Annotated in this window: 12 protein-coding genes and 2 pseudogenes; 8 read left to right on the top strand and 6 right to left on the bottom strand. The window is 47.7% G+C overall.

Annotated features, from left to right (window positions below; translation table 11 throughout):
- The first annotated feature begins 277 nt into the window (after positions 1–277).
- The 4 genes and pseudogenes from ACNY69_RS21085 (at position 278) to ACNY69_RS21100 (ending at position 6,868) form a co-directional block, all read left to right on the top strand.
- A complete protein-coding gene (locus ACNY69_RS21085) occupies positions 278–4,099 on the top strand; it encodes a YobI family P-loop NTPase (RefSeq protein ID WP_418800235.1) in 3,822 nt (1,273 codons plus the stop codon).
- A gap of 547 nt (positions 4,100–4,646) precedes the next feature.
- Positions 4,647–5,582 carry a FitA-like ribbon-helix-helix domain-containing protein gene (locus ACNY69_RS21090; protein ID WP_418800238.1) on the top strand — a complete coding sequence of 312 codons (936 nt, stop codon included), beginning with the start codon at positions 4,647–4,649 and terminating at the stop codon, positions 5,580–5,582.
- Complete coding sequence (locus ACNY69_RS21095) at positions 5,579–6,121, top strand: hypothetical protein (RefSeq protein WP_418800241.1); 543 nt, start codon at positions 5,579–5,581, stop codon at positions 6,119–6,121. Before ACNY69_RS21090 ends, ACNY69_RS21095 begins: the two co-directional genes overlap by 4 nt.
- A pseudogene (locus tag ACNY69_RS21100) lies at positions 6,118–6,868 on the top strand (tyrosine-type recombinase/integrase). The gene ACNY69_RS21095 and the pseudogene ACNY69_RS21100 overlap by 4 nt, the downstream one beginning before the upstream one ends.
- 73 nt (positions 6,869–6,941) lie before the next feature.
- Here the strand turns inward: ACNY69_RS21100 and ACNY69_RS21105 are convergent.
- Both ACNY69_RS21105 and ACNY69_RS21110 read right to left on the bottom strand, forming a co-directional pair.
- A complete protein-coding gene (locus ACNY69_RS21105) occupies positions 6,942–7,247 on the bottom strand; it encodes a hypothetical protein (protein WP_418800243.1) in 306 nt (101 codons plus the stop codon).
- Positions 7,244–7,870, bottom strand: a complete 627-nt coding sequence (locus ACNY69_RS21110; protein WP_418800246.1) for a ParA family plasmid-partitioning AAA ATPase — start codon at positions 7,868–7,870, stop codon at positions 7,244–7,246. The genes ACNY69_RS21105 and ACNY69_RS21110 overlap by 4 nt, the downstream gene beginning before the upstream one ends.
- A 581-nt stretch (positions 7,871–8,451) precedes the next feature.
- Between ACNY69_RS21110 and ACNY69_RS21115 the strand changes: the two genes are divergently transcribed.
- Entirely contained in the window at positions 8,452–8,691 is a 240-nt protein-coding gene (locus ACNY69_RS21115) for a hypothetical protein (protein WP_418800248.1), read from the top strand.
- A 68-nt stretch (positions 8,692–8,759) separates the two neighbouring features.
- Here the strand turns inward: ACNY69_RS21115 and ACNY69_RS21120 are convergent.
- Positions 8,760–9,086: pseudogene (locus tag ACNY69_RS21120) on the bottom strand (DUF4113 domain-containing protein); the annotation flags it as partial.
- Here ACNY69_RS21120 and ACNY69_RS21125 point away from each other — a divergent pair.
- Positions 9,052–9,414 carry a hypothetical protein gene (locus tag ACNY69_RS21125; protein WP_418800266.1) on the top strand — a complete coding sequence of 121 codons (363 nt, stop codon included), beginning with the start codon at positions 9,052–9,054 and terminating at the stop codon, positions 9,412–9,414. The pseudogene ACNY69_RS21120 and the gene ACNY69_RS21125 sit on opposite strands and share 35 nt — an antisense overlap.
- Positions 9,411–9,749, top strand: a complete 339-nt coding sequence (locus tag ACNY69_RS21130; protein WP_418800251.1) for a hypothetical protein — start codon at positions 9,411–9,413, stop codon at positions 9,747–9,749. The genes ACNY69_RS21125 and ACNY69_RS21130 overlap by 4 nt, the downstream gene beginning before the upstream one ends.
- A gap of 77 nt (positions 9,750–9,826) precedes the next feature.
- Here the strand turns inward: ACNY69_RS21130 and dsr1 are convergent, their stop codons facing one another.
- Positions 9,827–13,666 (bottom strand): anti-phage defense-associated sirtuin Dsr1, encoded by a 3,840-nt coding sequence (gene dsr1 / locus ACNY69_RS21135; protein ID WP_418800254.1) that lies wholly within the window; start codon positions 13,664–13,666, stop codon positions 9,827–9,829.
- A 261-nt stretch (positions 13,667–13,927) separates the two neighbouring features.
- Between dsr1 and ACNY69_RS21140 the strand changes: the two genes are divergently transcribed.
- Entirely contained in the window at positions 13,928–14,059 is a 132-nt protein-coding gene (locus tag ACNY69_RS21140; protein ID WP_418800257.1) for a hypothetical protein, read from the top strand.
- 225 nt (positions 14,060–14,284) lie between these two features.
- On the opposite strand, the gene ACNY69_RS21145 is transcribed toward ACNY69_RS21140, so the two are convergent.
- Both ACNY69_RS21145 and ACNY69_RS21150 read right to left on the bottom strand, forming a co-directional pair.
- Entirely contained in the window at positions 14,285–14,641 is a 357-nt protein-coding gene (locus tag ACNY69_RS21145) for a nuclear transport factor 2 family protein (protein ID WP_105099640.1), read from the bottom strand.
- 129 nt (positions 14,642–14,770) lie between these two features.
- Positions 14,771–15,082 (bottom strand): hypothetical protein, encoded by a 312-nt coding sequence (locus tag ACNY69_RS21150; protein ID WP_105099641.1) that lies wholly within the window; start codon positions 15,080–15,082, stop codon positions 14,771–14,773.
- Between the last annotated feature and the right edge of the window lie 112 nt (positions 15,083–15,194).

The raw sequence follows: 15,194 nt of genomic DNA on the forward strand, positions 1-15,194 counted from the left end.
TCCGTTGGTTCAAGTGTGTGCTCATCTGACAGCATTATACCGGAGCACTGGTTATGGCATCTCCAGTTTCACTGGAGACCGTTCGCGGTGGGCTCGGGCCCCTCACCCGTTATTTCAGCATTGAGATCTGGTTTCTGTCAGTTCCGGATCTGGGCCCGGCCCTTACGCTCCTTTTCTTTCAATTTTACCGTCACCCGTAAGGTGAGTTATTACAGTGAATTCGCCCGTAATCTGAAGATATACTGATGATAATTACAAAAATAAACAGGTGACAAAAATGCTTACACCGCCGCAGCAAGCTGATGTTCTTTTTCACACAGCCTCTCTCGAGACAGACGAGATAAGTACTACTGATGATTATGAAGCCCTTACGCCCAGTATTATCGAGCCGGGGGAATCAGCCGTATATACGGATGCGCTTAACTTTGCCTGTTCCCGTGGGGATATCAAAAACATCGCCGTAACCGGAGCCTACGGAGCGGGTAAAAGTTCTGTCCTGCGGACCTGGAAGGAGTGTCCTGATAACGATTTACGAATCATGACCGTCTCCCTGGCTGACTTTGAGATGCAGTCCGTCCAGCGTCCAAGAGCTGAGACTGCCGGCCAGGATGGGGCAGCAACCGCTGCCGACGATAAAAAAGCGGCGGCGGAAGAAAAAACCATCGAGTACAGCATCCTTCAGCAGCTGCTTTACAAAGAAAAGAAGAGTGCGCTTCCCTATTCACGCATAGAACGCATTTCCGATATCACTTCATTTCAGGTTGCTGCAGTAGCCGTGAATCTGCTTATCATCCTGAGTGTCATGCTGACAGGCCTTCTCTGCCTCTTTCCGGACTACGTCGTGAAAAAGCTGTCGCTGCCTGAGGCGATCAGCCATCATCTTATCGAAATGCCGGCAGTCAGGCTGGTCCTGACCGGGTTACTACTCTTTGCGGCACTGTTTCTGTGTGTTAAAAAATTGCACCGTATCGGCCTCTTTGACCGTAGAGTCAGCGTCGACAAGATCGATATGCTAAAAGGCGCCATATCAACCCGCCCCGCTTCTCCATCCCTCCTTAATGTCTACATCGACGAAATTGTGTATTTCTTCGAACAGACCGGGTACAACGTGGTCATTTTTGAAGATCTGGACCGCCACAATGACGGTGCCATTTTTATCAAGCTCCGGGAAATAAACCAGATTATCAATAACACCCGCCCAGAAGGTGATCCCGTCAGGTTTATTTATGCCGTCAGGGACGGGCTTTTCTCTACTGCTGAAGCAAGGACCAAATTTTTCGACTTTGTGATACCGGTTATACCTGTCATGGACAGCGAAAATGCCGCTGAGCATTTCAGCAGCATGTTCAGGGAGGAAGAACTTAATGGACCAGGTTTCAGTAAATGCGTCAGTCAGCTTTCACTGTTCATACCTGATATGCGCATTATGAGGAATATTGCAAACGAGTTCAGGGTTTATCAGAATCTGGTTAATGGCAGTGAGAATATACTGCGCCTCCTGTCCATGATCGCCTACAAAAACATCTGTGCTGAAGATTATCACAGCATTGATGAAAAAAAAGGCGTGCTCTACTCCTTTGTCAGGTCATTTACTTCCGGAGAACTAAAGTCAGACTATATCAGCCAGAGAATTCATGATTCGGAAAAAATAGAAAGCGAAGTTAATATTATCAGAGAGAACGACTCGGATACATTGGTGGAAGTTAGGAAAGATATACTATCTGACTGCATATCACTAGCGCTTAAAGGGACCTTACATTTTAACGCAACAGGTCTCGGCGTGATTTCACTGGATTCTCTCGCTAATGACGAGGAACGATTCGATAAGTTAATGTCTTTAGATTCATTTCAAATTCGTTTGGTCCAACGGAATTTGGATATCAAAACTATCAGTATCAATGAAATTAACGGTATGAGGGAGACCTATGACAGAAGGAAAGAACTTCTCCGTATGAGGAGTGAAGGAATCATTTCTGAAAAGCAGGAAGAAATCAGGCTCATTAAAAGCCACATACAGTCACTGCACAACATCAGCCTGCAGGCCCTTGCAGAAACTTTAGAGAGCGCAGGCTTTTACGAGTGGGCAGATAAAAAAATCCATAAGGCGGGGGCAGCCTCCGAATCGTTTAAAAACAGTGCAGAACAGCTGGAGTTTATCTATTTCCTTTTGATAAGCGGCTACGTCGCCTCCGACTACATGTTTTATCGATCAGTATTCAGGGCTGGAAGCCTGAGCCGTGAGGATAATGAGTACATAAAGGCCGTCAGCATTAGCCGGCACTCTGCCATGACGCTGGCAATGCCGCTGAGCCGCGTGGAGAACGTCATCGCCAAGCTGGTCAGTCTGGGACTGATGATGGAGCGACGGGCCTGGCATCCGGATGTGCTACTTTATCTGCTTGAGCATGATGATCCTAAACTGCGCTCAATAATGCAGCTCCAGGCTGAAGATGGCGAAGACCTGCTGCAGCTTGGGTCACAGACTTTCGTGAACTGGACTCTTCCACAACGAATACGTTATCTGGAACAGATGTCATGCATTTATGACAACGCCCGGGGATTTGTTAAACGCCTCACCATGATGAACGACAGAAAGGTTGCCTGCGAGCTGCTGATTATACATATGTGCTCCCCTGACCTCCGGTGGGATAATCAAACAACCGAGATGCGTCAGTGGGCCAGTGCGGTCCTCGCTGGCAACGGTACTTTTCCTGACCTTGTTCCGGAAAACTACGGCCAGATACTCATGAATAATTTTATCGAAACGGGGGTTCATATTTCTATAATTGATGTGTGTATATCAGATCAGGGTAAGGAAATAATTAAAAAAATCATCAAAAGTAAGCAATGGGACTATTCAGGAGTTAACCTGAGAAATATATACCTGACGTTCTGTGAACAGAAAGATTTAGGCAGAAATAGCTTTAACAAAGAACCTCTGTACTCTCTGGAAATGTTAGGTGTACCAGGGCTGACAGATATGGTTTATGATAATATAAACTCCTTTATTACAGAGTTCTTTATTCCCTCGCAGGAGTATCAGCGCGTAACTGAGTTGATGCAAGAAAACGGTGTTACATCTGAGAGCATCAGCGGAATTATTGCTCAAATGCAGTTTATTATAGATGACGTTAGCAAGGTAAATAACCGGGGCTTATATGATACGGATGATGAAGAAAATGCTGGCGGCGATTACGTTTATTCGCTCCTGATGAAATACGATCGAATAAAACCGGACTGGTCTAACGTAATCAGACTGTTAAAACAGGATGGAATATCAATTTCATTGCTGACATCGTGGTTCGACCGTAATTATACTGAAATTACTGAAGCAGACATATCAGAAATCTCTCCGGAGTCATTCAGCCTGCTGATTCAGCAGCTTTTTAATTCTGACAACGTAAGCGAGCGCGCGCGTATAAAATTGCTCAGCTGCATTCCGCTGATACTTTCTTCCCTTCCGGAAGATCTGACTCTGGAGCGTGCTGCCTTGTTGATACAGTACGGGCGCCTAGATACCTCAGCTGATGTTTATGAACAGCTTTATCAGGCGTTTCACGCTGAGAGTGAAGGGTTGACGTCGCTTCTGGCCGCTCTCGTTTTCCAGAATCCCTCTCTACTGCTGAACGATCCTGAGCTGGTCCTGATTAATGATGACGTATTTGACCATGCGCTGGCAGTCCGCCTTTTCAGCAATGATGAGTTAATGAAAGTTGCCGGCCTGAGAACACTTAGCTGGCTGTGGGGCTTTAAACGAGAAATATTTGAGGGGCCCATGTTCATACCTGCAGAGTCGCTCAGGCATCTGGGGCCTGTACTGGATAATGATGATATGCAGATTGCGCTGCTCTTACAGGCACTTAAAGCCGGAGATCTCTCCCATCAGGTCATTAAGCTGGTTCTGGGCTCACTTTCCGACGAAGAATACCGTGTTTTTCTCAGTCCTAAGGCGCACCGCTCGGTGCCTTATTCGGAGTCACTCATTGAAATGGCACAGCTGCTGAAGAAGTCCGGGTTCATCCAGTCCCTAACATTTAATGAAGCCCGTCGGCGCATCAGGTTTATTCCTCACGGGAGTTCAGCCTTCAGACGTGATTGATACTTTATGAATATAAATCCTGCATACGGCGCTATATCTCTCTGTAATGCAGGTTTTCTTCATAAAATTATTTTTGCTGCATTAAAAGGTTTCTTCCTCTCAGCTTTACTATTCCTGTCTGATTGAATGCATTAAGCATGTTCATGTTTGTTAAATTCCGCAGATCCGGAAAAAGGAAGAACCAGATCTTTCCTCCCCGGTGGCGGTTTTCCGCACAGGGCACTACATATAGTGGTGTTATCAGCTGATCAGGCTACCAGATATAGGGTTCCGGCTGGGCAGGAACTCTGACAGTGGGGCTTCGCCCCGGCCCGCCGCTGTGCTGTGCTTCCGGTTACTGTAGTATTTGGAAAAAGTCGGATCACTAAGGTGAGGGTGTACGGTAATTGCGATAGGAATAGTTTCAATTGAAAGTATTGCGGTATTTTCGATTGCGTATACTTTTTGATTCATAATGAATACACTGATAAAAAACCCATTTCAACTCAGGCTGTGTTTTTCTTCCAGCCTGTTGTCGTTTGCCTGCATAAAGAATAAAGGTTGAGTCATGGCGAAAATTCAGGCCCGTAATGTCGACGATGCACTCTATCAGCGCATCGAGCAATCAGCAATAAAAAACGAACGATCGCTTGAAGGCGAAATACGGACCGCCCTGCGGGAGTATTATCTGCCTGTGGTCAGTGAAGGACCCATGATGTCAGAAAGGGAATGCTGGCAGTACGAAACGGGTAAACGACTGAAGTGGCTGTTTGACCGGCTGACAGAAGATAACTATTACCGTACGTCCGGACGTGCGAATAAAGCAGGGGTTCCTGAACTCGTCCAGTTTGCCCGGCAACTGGATACGTCGCCCGGACTGCTGATGGATATTATGGAGGGCAGTGAGGAACTGCCGTTCGGTCTTGCCGATGCGATCGCCGAAAATTTTGATGCCGGTGCCGGCTGGTTGCTGGGAGGCAGAGGTGAACCATTTCCGACGGTCAACCTGGGGATGGACTATCACGAATTTTTCCTGCCGCCCGGCGATGACACGAACTATATTTTTGAGTTTGTCAGAATAAGTAAGGGACGCCATGAAGGTACACTGCTTTGTCTGCGTATTCATCCCGCTACAGGGCGTATGCTCCTCGGAGTCGTGACTGCAGAGTTTAAGCTCTGCAATGATGGAAACGGCGGAACCGGGCGCGGTAAGCTGCTGTCATTCCTGCTCTTTATTAAAGAAAGCTGTGCTCATCGCGGCATGAATTCGTTCGACTGGGAGCCTGACGAATCCGGCTTTGATTTCTGGTCTGTGGTCGGACAGCATCACCCTGTGTGGTTCCAGGATTTCCGCCGCCGTAACACTGCGGGCTGGCTCCAGCAACTCCTGACCGGCCAGGATCCCGACTGCTGGTTCAAAGACTGGGAAGGAGACCTTGAGAAAGTACGGGACATGCCTTTTGGTAATGCAAGTAAAGTTGCAGGCGGAGTGGTTTCAGAATGAATTCAGCTTTATTAAAGCATTCAGTGTGCGTGTTGCTTTGTTTCGGGCTGATACCTGTGGCTGGCGCAGCAACAAACGAGGAAATGACGCGTCTTGAAGCGGCCTATCCGGTAGGGAGCGTAGTAATCTGCCGCCAGGATTTGCCAGGGAATGGTATGGCGCACCTGCCTACCCGTCTGGAGGTCCGCGGGACTGTTCTCAGCCGGGAAGCAGATCTGACCACCGGACAGGGTGTCGCCACATGGACGCCCCATGGCAGCGCCAGCCCCGGTCTGACGCTTACATTTAAAGTTACGCAGAGGAAAAGCGGGTCGGGATACTATTCGCGTATTGATTCTGCGAGTATGGCTGTCTCAATGCCTGCAGCAGGGCCGGAAGGTGAAAAAACCGTTCTTGAGGGTATGCGTCAGCGTCTGCCTGCAGGTGAAGAATTTGCTCCTTTTAGCGAGACAGACATTACGGATTTCCCATCCTATGTGGTCCGGAAACCTGAGGAACCGCCGAGTTACTGTCATAAAGAAATGCAGGAATTGCCATGACACTACCCTCCCATTATCCACCGGCATCTGTTACACAGTTGCCGGTGGCCATTGACTATCCGGCTGCGCTCGCGCTCCGCCAGATGGCCGCGCAGCATGATGAATACCCGCAGTATCTGCTTGCTCCGGAGGTCAGTGCGCTGCTTCACTACGTACCTGATCTGCACCGCAAGATGCTGTTCACGACACTGTGGAATACTGGTGCACGCATTAATGAAGCGCTGGCGCGGGGGGATTTCAGCCTGGCGCCGCCCTACCCTTACGTGCAACTGGCCACCCTGAAGCAGCGCGGTGAAAAAGCGGCCCGCGGCCCAGGCAGGGCGCCGTCAGGCGTGGTCTCTCACCGGCTGTTTCCGCTGTCAGATGCGCAGTACGTGGCCCAGCTGGAGATGATGGTCGCTACGCTTAAAATCCCGCTTGAGCGACGCAATCCGGATACGGGGAGGACCGAGAAGGTCAGGCTCTGGACGATGACCGACAGAACGGTGCGTACCTGGCTGAACGAAGCTGCCGCCGCCGCTGCCGCCGCCGCCGCCGGTGACGCCGCATACTTTCCGCCACAGCTACGCCATGCACATGCTTTATGCGGGCATTCCGCTGAAGGCGCTGCAGAGCCTGATGGGGCACAAGAGCATGAAATCTACTGAGGTCTACACGAAGGTGTTTGCGTTGGACGTGGCAGCCCGGCACAGGGTGCAGTTCCATATGCCGGGCAATGAAGCTGTAGCAATGCTGAAGAAGACGTAATTTATTATGTTATTATCTTAATAAGATAACTTCTTATTAAGATAATAAGTTGTTAAAATATTATCCTGACAAGTTATTGCCTTTGCTTGGCTTCCTGAATTAGGGTAGAAATCTCTGATTTTGTAAGCTTTTTTAAAGCATCAACGGCTGCTCTCATCACATCCGAACGGTTCACCCTTGCACTTCCTGAAACCATTTCTTCCCGGATAATGTCATCAATATCTTTCAGATTGTCTTCAAAAAGTGAGACACTAACAGGTTTAGCTTTACTGACTAAGTGGGTTTTCTCGGGTGCTTTTACAGGCTTATCTGTACCGGCTGTGCCGCCATTTATGAAAGCTGTTTCGTCACGAGGTGGGACGCTTGCTCGATTTCTCACAGAATCACCTCTTTTACTAATGCCTCAATTTCTTGCTGTGCTTTATCATTCTGCGTTTCAAAAATTGTCATGGATTCTGCCCATGCATCCCTGTGTGCTTTACGGTCACATACACGTGATTTCGCAAGATGCATTTCAGGGAAATCCTTCAGCACTTCTGCTGCCTGGTTGGCTTCATTAACAAACATGTTTGTTGGAGTCATGTTCAAAACAAGATAGCCGCGAACTTGTTCGTTGAAGTCTTTTGCTGCGGTAAATACTGAGCAAGTGTGAGGCACAACATCCAGATCCATTTGAGAAGGTCTGAGAGGTGAAATGAAGACATCTGCTGCCATCAATCCACTACGCATCTCAGCGCTGTCACGCCCTGCACAATCGGCAATAACAAAGTCGTAAGTTTTATCATGCTCTTTCAGCATTGCTTTTATGTTACCTGTAGCCCCTGTGACTGGGATATGAGGTAGTTCTTCAGGTCGGCTGTTATACCAAGTAAGAACTGACTTTTGGTCATCAGCATCAACAATCAGCACTCTGTGACCTAACGACAATAAGTAGGCTGCTATTGAAACAGCAAGTGTACTTTTACCAACGCCACCTTTTTGACTACCCAGAACGATTATCATCACAGCCTCATAATAAGTTGTTAAGTTAACAAGTTAACATTGCCATTGATCTGACTTCATTGCAAGTAAGTTAATATCTTAATAAATTAATATGATGTTAAGTAATTGATTTGTATGGTTTTAATTATCTGATATGTTAATAATATACTATAAAAATAAGATAATATCTTGTTAAGATATTATCTTATTAAGTTATTGTTATGCTACAATTTACCTGCTTTTTTAGGGAGCCAGACATCAATCCCTTCAGTTGATGCAAGTCAGCGATGTGAATGGCGCCCGTTTGTTGATGCACAGTAAGATTTCGCTTATCTGGAAGTAGTCCGCAACATTGGATTGGGTAATTAAGTAAACATTGGACCTGATGTATAGGCTGATTCATACTCGAAAACATTTTAGGCTTTAGTAAAAGAATTCCTTCAAATTTTCCATGCGCTTAGTCAGCAGAAAATAGCAGTCCAGTTTATCGCTGAAGTAAGAGGTAAAGAGGACCCATTGAAGCCGTCAAGAGTGTCTCTAGGGATGAAACACGCAGCAATGAGAAAGGCATGTTTGGTGGTAATTAAGTTAATGAGGTTGTCATGAATAAGGTAATTTCTATGGGGGCAGGATTTTTGGGGCTCCAAAAGCTAACCAGCCAAGACAGAAAAAAAACAGCTGAATGGGGGTTTCTGCTCAGTGTGGTTTTTATCGTCCCACTATTTTTTATGCCAGGTGCCAGCGAAGTTTTCAAAATTGCTATGCAGCTGATGTGGGGGGCATGTGTATCCCGGGCGGCGATCATGGCAAATGACTCATGGAAGAAAAACAAACCACAATGATGTCGTGCTTATGATTCACTAAATGCTGACGCACAGGGTGTGGATAAATATGATTCTTACATCGGGCTCTATAATACGCGCGCCACAGGGATGTCACTCCAGCGCGTAGTCCATGCCGGTGAGAGCATGTCCCGCTTCATTTTCCATTCCGTATTCACGCCCTGACCGGCAAACCACACACTGCCCAGCCCGGACTGATTGATCCCGTCAAGAACCTTCATCAGCTGCGCACTGTTGGCACGTGGCTGATTCTCATCGAACAGATTCAGCTGACTTACGCCGTTAGGCGTAAAATCGTCGAGCATTATCCCGGCCTTCATATAACGTCGCCCTTCAAGCCAGATGCGATCAAGAGATCGCATGGCAACTTCGATCACGTCACGTGTGTCCTGGGTATGTGATCGGGCCGGACTGGATAGTAAACAACATCGGCCATTGTGGCGGCTGACGGGAGGCGGCAGGGCTGCCCCGCCGGATAACGACATGAGAGAAATGACGGTACGTGAATTTAAGCTGCGTCTTGACGCCATCGGGGATGACGAACTTTGCTGCGGCACCTTCTGGCTTGCTGATGACTTCCTCAGCATTGACCAGACGCTGACGCGGGAAGAAATCGCATCGGCGATGGAGATTGCTGAAGATAGCCATGATGCCAGCGAGGGTTTCAACTGGTGGCATATTGAATGGGCTATCAGTGAATTGAAACAGGGCGGTGATGCATGAATACATGGCTGGTCAGCTGGCAGGAGCAGACAGGCAGCACCTCACACGAATACCACATGCTGCTAAGCGGGCAGGACTTCACGCTCGCCGAAGCCGAATGCGAAAGGATGGGCGAAAACTGGTGGCCACCGGAGCGCCCCATCTGTTCGCAGGGCTGCTACTGGCAGTTCGATCGGGGCAGCGTCTGGTTCAAAAGCATCGTTCTGCTTGAAGAGCGTGAGGCAGAGACGCTGGCCGGCCTGCGATTCCTCGATGAGTGGACGGTGAGCGGTTCGCCGGATGCGCCCGTCATCTGTGACCGCAGCGACTGCCGGTGGGAAGATTACCGGCCCTGATATTTTCATCCGATGCCGCCCGACCGGCGGCATCCTTTCAGTAAGGGATAAGATACCCTCTTTACCAACAATCTGCTTCAGCCATTTTTGCGCCTTAAATAGGTTTTAAGGCGTTCAGTCTGCTGGCTTTTTTCAAGGGTGGCATCGCCCGCAAAAATCTGCTCAAGACATGTGCTGAGCTCATCCGGTGGAAGGGGTTGATCATCAATTAGTGCAGTAAGTATATCGAGAGATTCTTTTGGATACTTCTTACACATGCCGGAATTAGACAATAAATGAATCAGGTGATGTAAAAACTCAACAGGTATTATCCAGGCCCTTACGAGTTTATAACCGGCTGGGAAAGCATCACCTGCAGAGAGTATTAGTTGAACCAGCAACTCTGAAATACGCGGTGTTATTCTCTCTGTTGATTTTGGCCACAAATTGTTCCAGAAGGGGGTAATGCGATTAGCCCAGTAGGCTTCACGCTGATCACCGGCAGCCTCCAGTGCTTGGGTTAGCGCCTGTAAGACCGTTTCAAGATCCTCATTAGTGAGGGTATTAAAAGCCTCCCTGAACTCGAAATCTGTGAAGCTCTCAGACATATCCAGCGCTGCGTAAGTCAGTACGCTGATGTACTGATTTTTATGTTCTCCAAGCAAGTCAATGTGGTCAACCGTGCGCAGAAAATCCTGTTTGAAAATATCAAACAGGGGTTGGTATAGCCGAGGGGACCATAAAAAACCTGACCAAGCAGATCTTGCTTCTGCTGGGTTATCCCAATTGAAAAAGGGCAAAAGGTTAGCTTTTGTCCACACGGGGTCAATGCGTAACAAAGGGATAAGGTTCGATGCCATGATTACACGTCCATGTCTGAATCTATGGGTATTGACGTCGCACAAGGCAGTGAAAGAGGGCTCAAGCCAGGATGGAAGCAGATCATCATCCTGCATCTCATTGCTAAATAGGTGATTAAACAAAGCTTCTGTCACGTACCCTACAGGGTGATTTATCGCTTCATGTACTGGATTGTCAATCGGTTTCCCATTCACCAGCGTACCAGAATCAGCCTTAATGGGGATTGCCAGCATTCGCTTGCACAACGATCTGAATATATCTTGATGCGTTGTTAATATCTTCGAACATCTTTCTATCCACCATCCAAGAGTATGAGCCAACGCCTGTAATGTATCCTCCGGCATAACATTTATCAGTGTAGCCACGGCATCCCATGTTTTCATGGGCATGTCATCCCGGCTCCAGGCCTGTAGCGCCTCTCTCCAGCGCTGCTCTGGCCAGATACTGCTTTCAGACAGATAAATCAGTGCCTTCAGGCTTTCGTCATAATGCTCTATGCAGACATCTCTCCAGCCATCGTCTCCAGGCATCCATTGCTTCCTAGGATCTTCCCTGAGCCATTCAATTAGTGCCTGAAAGTTTGTGGGAGCAGGGTTAGAGTTAAATCGCGCTTCCAGTTCGCTTTCTCCCGAGGCACCCATCCAAAAGCTGAATTCGTCACGTTGATTGGATGCAAGCTTCAATGTTGGAAACATTGAGGAAATGGTCTGTAAGCATATAGATGCATCTTCACCAAGCTTCAGCCCTGATGACTGAAGTTTGGCCAATGCAAGCCATATTTGCTTATATTGATGCCATTGGGCGTGTTTATCGGTTTCGTAATGCCCATTTTCATTAAAGGGAGGGCCTGCAAGGATGGCTGATTCCAGTTGGTGCTGCTCATCTGGATTGAGGTCATTTCCCCGCAGTACAAGTAGCCTGAAGACTTCGCGACCGGTTTCAACTGACCACAACCATTGCGCTTGATTGTCTGTTAACCATGATACCCATTGCTCTCCGGGTATATTTTTATCCTGACTAGCTGCAAACAGAGCAAGCCTTTTAAACAGCGTATATGGCAGCCGGAACCAGGCAATTGCTGACTGAGTTGCCCGAACATGTTCAGTTTCCAGCAACCCTAACCAAGCGTCGCGCAATAGCTCTATAAGCAGCGTCCAGTCTCTGTGTCCACGATTCTGTGGGTGAGCTTGAATTGACGGCTGGATCAAGTGGGAGTAATCAGGTCCATCTTCTCTATCAGACATCATCTTCATCAGGTCCAGTGCATCCCTGAGCAATATCTGGAGGTCATCGAAAAGTGAGGGCAGAGCCTGCCTTAATGGCTCATCGTCACCAATATTCAACATTGATCGGGCGTTAGCAGTCGAAAGTACAAGATCCCATTGCACAAGCTGCTTCATGCCAGTCTGGCCATTTTCTGTTTCTTGCCTGGAAAGTGAAGAGAGATCGTAGGGTTCGCCTAAACGGATGCAAGGTGCGAGCAACTCCCGCAATTGAAAACGCATTGTTGCACTGAGAGGCCCGACTCCCAACTGAAGTTTCCACGGAACGATTTCACCGTTTGTAAACGTAGGTTCAACGCGGCGGCTCAGGAAAAGCTGCCATAACTTTTTCATTTGCGGGCCGGGAATGGCAGAAGGGGAATGCTGACGGATTTCCTTGAGTGTAGATGTATTACCTTCCCGCTCCAGTTTTGCATAAAGAACAATTTGTTTCGCAATCATGTTTCTGAAGAAAGGATTTAATTGAGCCCCTCCTTTTGCAAAACTGATAAGGAGTTTTGGGTCGTCAAGGTATCTCAAAAGCCATTGAGCCAGATTTCTCATCATCTCATCCCATTGCGTGTAATAATGCTCCCCAGCAAAAAGCATCATGAACGGCGATAAATGATAAGGTGATGGGCGGCAAGTTAAGCTGAAGTTGAGTTTTTCGTCGCCATTACCGCGCGGTATTACTCCAAACCGCTTGAGATCAGATTGGCTGAAGCGATTTTCACTTAGCCCTTTGAAATACCATTCCAGTGGTGGTGCCGGTTTATGTTCTGCCAGACGCCGTGCAGGTAAGCCCGATTTGTCTGATAACGCCCACAACATCCGTCCAACAAAATCATCCTGAACAGTGCTCTTTGATGGATGCGAAGACGCGTATTTGAGCACAATACTCTCTTTACCGGTTACGCCATCCCTGTATGTGTCAGCCCATGCAATAAGTGTCTTATGAAGGAGAGAGTGATCCTGCTTTTTATTTTTTAATACTTTCGCTTCATAGAGAACAGGGGTAACACCTTTTGCCAGCCACTCCGTGCGTTTGTCATCCATTTGACCGCTTAAGAAGCTGGCGAAAGCCCAGGCTGGCTGCGTCGTTTCACCCTGAAGCTTATCGGCCGCCAGAGCATCCATCATGTAGCGCAGAACGGGGTCATTAATTCCGTATCCTACAAAGCAAACAACGTAATTCCTGAAAAGTTCGCTGACGAAACGCGCCGCCCATCGTTCCGTCAGATATGCCTGACCAAAATCGCCGCTTGTTACAACTAGGCGGTTGAGCGCGGTTTCATCCATCTTTTGGTTAAGGGCTCCGTGCAAATAAACAAGTCCATTCCAGCGGCTGTTTTTAGGAACGGGTAACATTGGCGCACAGAAAACGGGAAATTTGTACCGATCTCGCTTGCCTGCCAATTCAAACAAAGAGTCAAAATTGGTGGTGACCAGTCGCATTCTGTCGTCATGCGTTCTGGATAGGCAAAGCAATGCAGAGTGTGTTTCAGTGGCTGACTTAGGGAATGACCGACGTGTCAGTGCATATACTAATGCTCGCCTGACCGCCATCCTTCCCTGCGGTAATCGATGCTCAAGTAAGTTCAGGGTGGCGTCATATTTGCCATCATTAAAAGTTGCCTCTTCCTGAGGGGTCTTGCGCGGATCAGTTTGCTTAAAAACCTCCTCAACTAGTTGCCTAAAGTCAGGTAATTTAGCTGGGACGGATACGCCGGCACCACAGAAAAACACTACACGTCCTTCTTCATGTGCCTGCAGCAATGAATCCGGAATATCCGGCCCGTTGGTTACAAACTGCATTGCGGCAGCCTCCTAATAATTTTTCTCTGCTCACGCCAATCTGTGAGATATACCATCTTTATCAATTATTACAATAGCTTATGGTTTTTTTAAAAAGATACGTTTTCTCAACTATATAAAGGTATATGCTGGTTTAGATTTAAGGGGCTTTAACGGACCACGAGATTACTGAAATAGGTGGCACAATTTATCAACCGATCACTAATTTTTTGTTTTTGTCGAGTTCTTGCGGTTCCGCAGCAAGCAGGGTTGTTACGGAGCATGATAAAGCGCCATCTTTATCGTGGGGCGGCGCCGGCACAGAAGATGGCCGGGATGCTGATCGAGCAGATAGATACAGAACTGGTGGCCCTGTACCGGCGTGCTGTCGAAATGCGCGGACACCTGAAGTAACAGACGAAGCGGTCATTTTATGACCGCCTCGTCTGTGTGCGGATACTGCCGCCGCCGCGCTTTTGTCCACAGGGTTACTGACCGGATATGCACCCGGGCTGTGGACTGAATAAATAAGATACCCTCTTAGCTTGCAAGTGGAGATCAGGATTTAGAAGGCCATTTTCGAGGGACAGGAAAAGTGAACGTCTGCTTTGAGCGAAGAGCGGACGTTGTATTTGACATCTACACGCTCTGTGCCTCAGGTGTTCCCTGATGAAATACCAGTTTCCATTGCCCGTTCTCAGATATTTCCCAGCATGAAGAACGAAGGGATGCACGACTACCATCTGGATTAACAGTTCTGTAGTGCAGTATTGCGAATTTATCTCCAGCACTGATAAGCCGGAAATCACTACTAATAAGAGCTGGAACGCTATCTTCATCCGAAAGGGCTTCAATAGTTTCTGCACGATCAACTAATACGCCTGAACGCGTTATTTCGCTAAATCTCTCATGGAGTATCTGTTCAAGCCATTCCCGATTTTTTCGCCTACTGCCATGAAGAGAACATTCGAGTCTTTTTAACGTATCCAGTAGCATAGTGGTTGCCCTCATCACAATCGAACATTAACTCTTAAGGCAATAATCGCTGGAATGAAACGCCCGTTCCCGGCACAGATCTAGTTCAAACTGCGGCGCTGAGGTTTTGCTATAGGTGAGGAGCTGAAGTTAGTCAATTATTTCCGATGGTTTTTCATTCTCGGGCGACCAATACCCACCGCTGCCATGGTAAGTTTCAGCACCTAATACAAACTTAGTTCCACAATGCCTACAAACAAAATGGTAATCGACGATATCACCCCATATCATCTTTTCAGCACACTCTTGAAAGCTGTATTGATTCCAGTCATCCGCTGCATCAATTTCGGCCAGAACCCCTTCACTGAGCGCATTCTTAGCAATACGGATTGCTTTACGTAATTGTTCAGGTTGGCGGATAACGTATTTAACACATAAATTTAGGCACCAATCGCAACTCATTAAACAGCCTCCATGATGATATGCTGGCGTGGTTTACCACTATAAGCCAATCAAATTATTCACAACTTCTTCTATGTTGAACTTCTGAATTGATGTTAGCAACGTCCGCTCC

The organism is Pantoea graminicola (assembly GCF_048452665.1).
Taxonomy (GTDB): Bacteria; Pseudomonadota; Gammaproteobacteria; order Enterobacterales; family Enterobacteriaceae; genus Pantoea.

Bases quoted from the DNA above. Each gene is read 5' to 3' on its own strand.
- ACNY69_RS21125 (WP_418800266.1), top strand. From the start codon at position 9,052: ATGGCAACTTCGATCACGTCACGTGTGTCCTGGGTATGTGATCGGGCC.
- ACNY69_RS21115 (WP_418800248.1), top strand. From the start codon at position 8,452: ATGAATAAGGTAATTTCTATGGGGGCAGGATTTTTGGGGCTCCAAAAG.
- ACNY69_RS21090 (WP_418800238.1), top strand. From the start codon at position 4,647: ATGGCGAAAATTCAGGCCCGTAATGTCGACGATGCACTCTATCAGCGC.
- ACNY69_RS21145 (WP_105099640.1), bottom strand. From the start codon at position 14,641: ATGCTACTGGATACGTTAAAAAGACTCGAATGTTCTCTTCATGGCAGT.
- ACNY69_RS21110 (WP_418800246.1), bottom strand. From the start codon at position 7,870: ATGATAATCGTTCTGGGTAGTCAAAAAGGTGGCGTTGGTAAAAGTACA.
- dsr1 (WP_418800254.1), bottom strand. From the start codon at position 13,666: ATGCAGTTTGTAACCAACGGGCCGGATATTCCGGATTCATTGCTGCAG.
- ACNY69_RS21095 (WP_418800241.1), top strand. From the start codon at position 5,579: ATGAATTCAGCTTTATTAAAGCATTCAGTGTGCGTGTTGCTTTGTTTC.
- ACNY69_RS21150 (WP_105099641.1), bottom strand. From the start codon at position 15,082: ATGAGTTGCGATTGGTGCCTAAATTTATGTGTTAAATACGTTATCCGC.
- ACNY69_RS21130 (WP_418800251.1), top strand. From the start codon at position 9,411: ATGAATACATGGCTGGTCAGCTGGCAGGAGCAGACAGGCAGCACCTCA.
- ACNY69_RS21085 (WP_418800235.1), top strand. From the start codon at position 278: ATGCTTACACCGCCGCAGCAAGCTGATGTTCTTTTTCACACAGCCTCT.
- ACNY69_RS21140 (WP_418800257.1), top strand. From the start codon at position 13,928: ATGATAAAGCGCCATCTTTATCGTGGGGCGGCGCCGGCACAGAAGATG.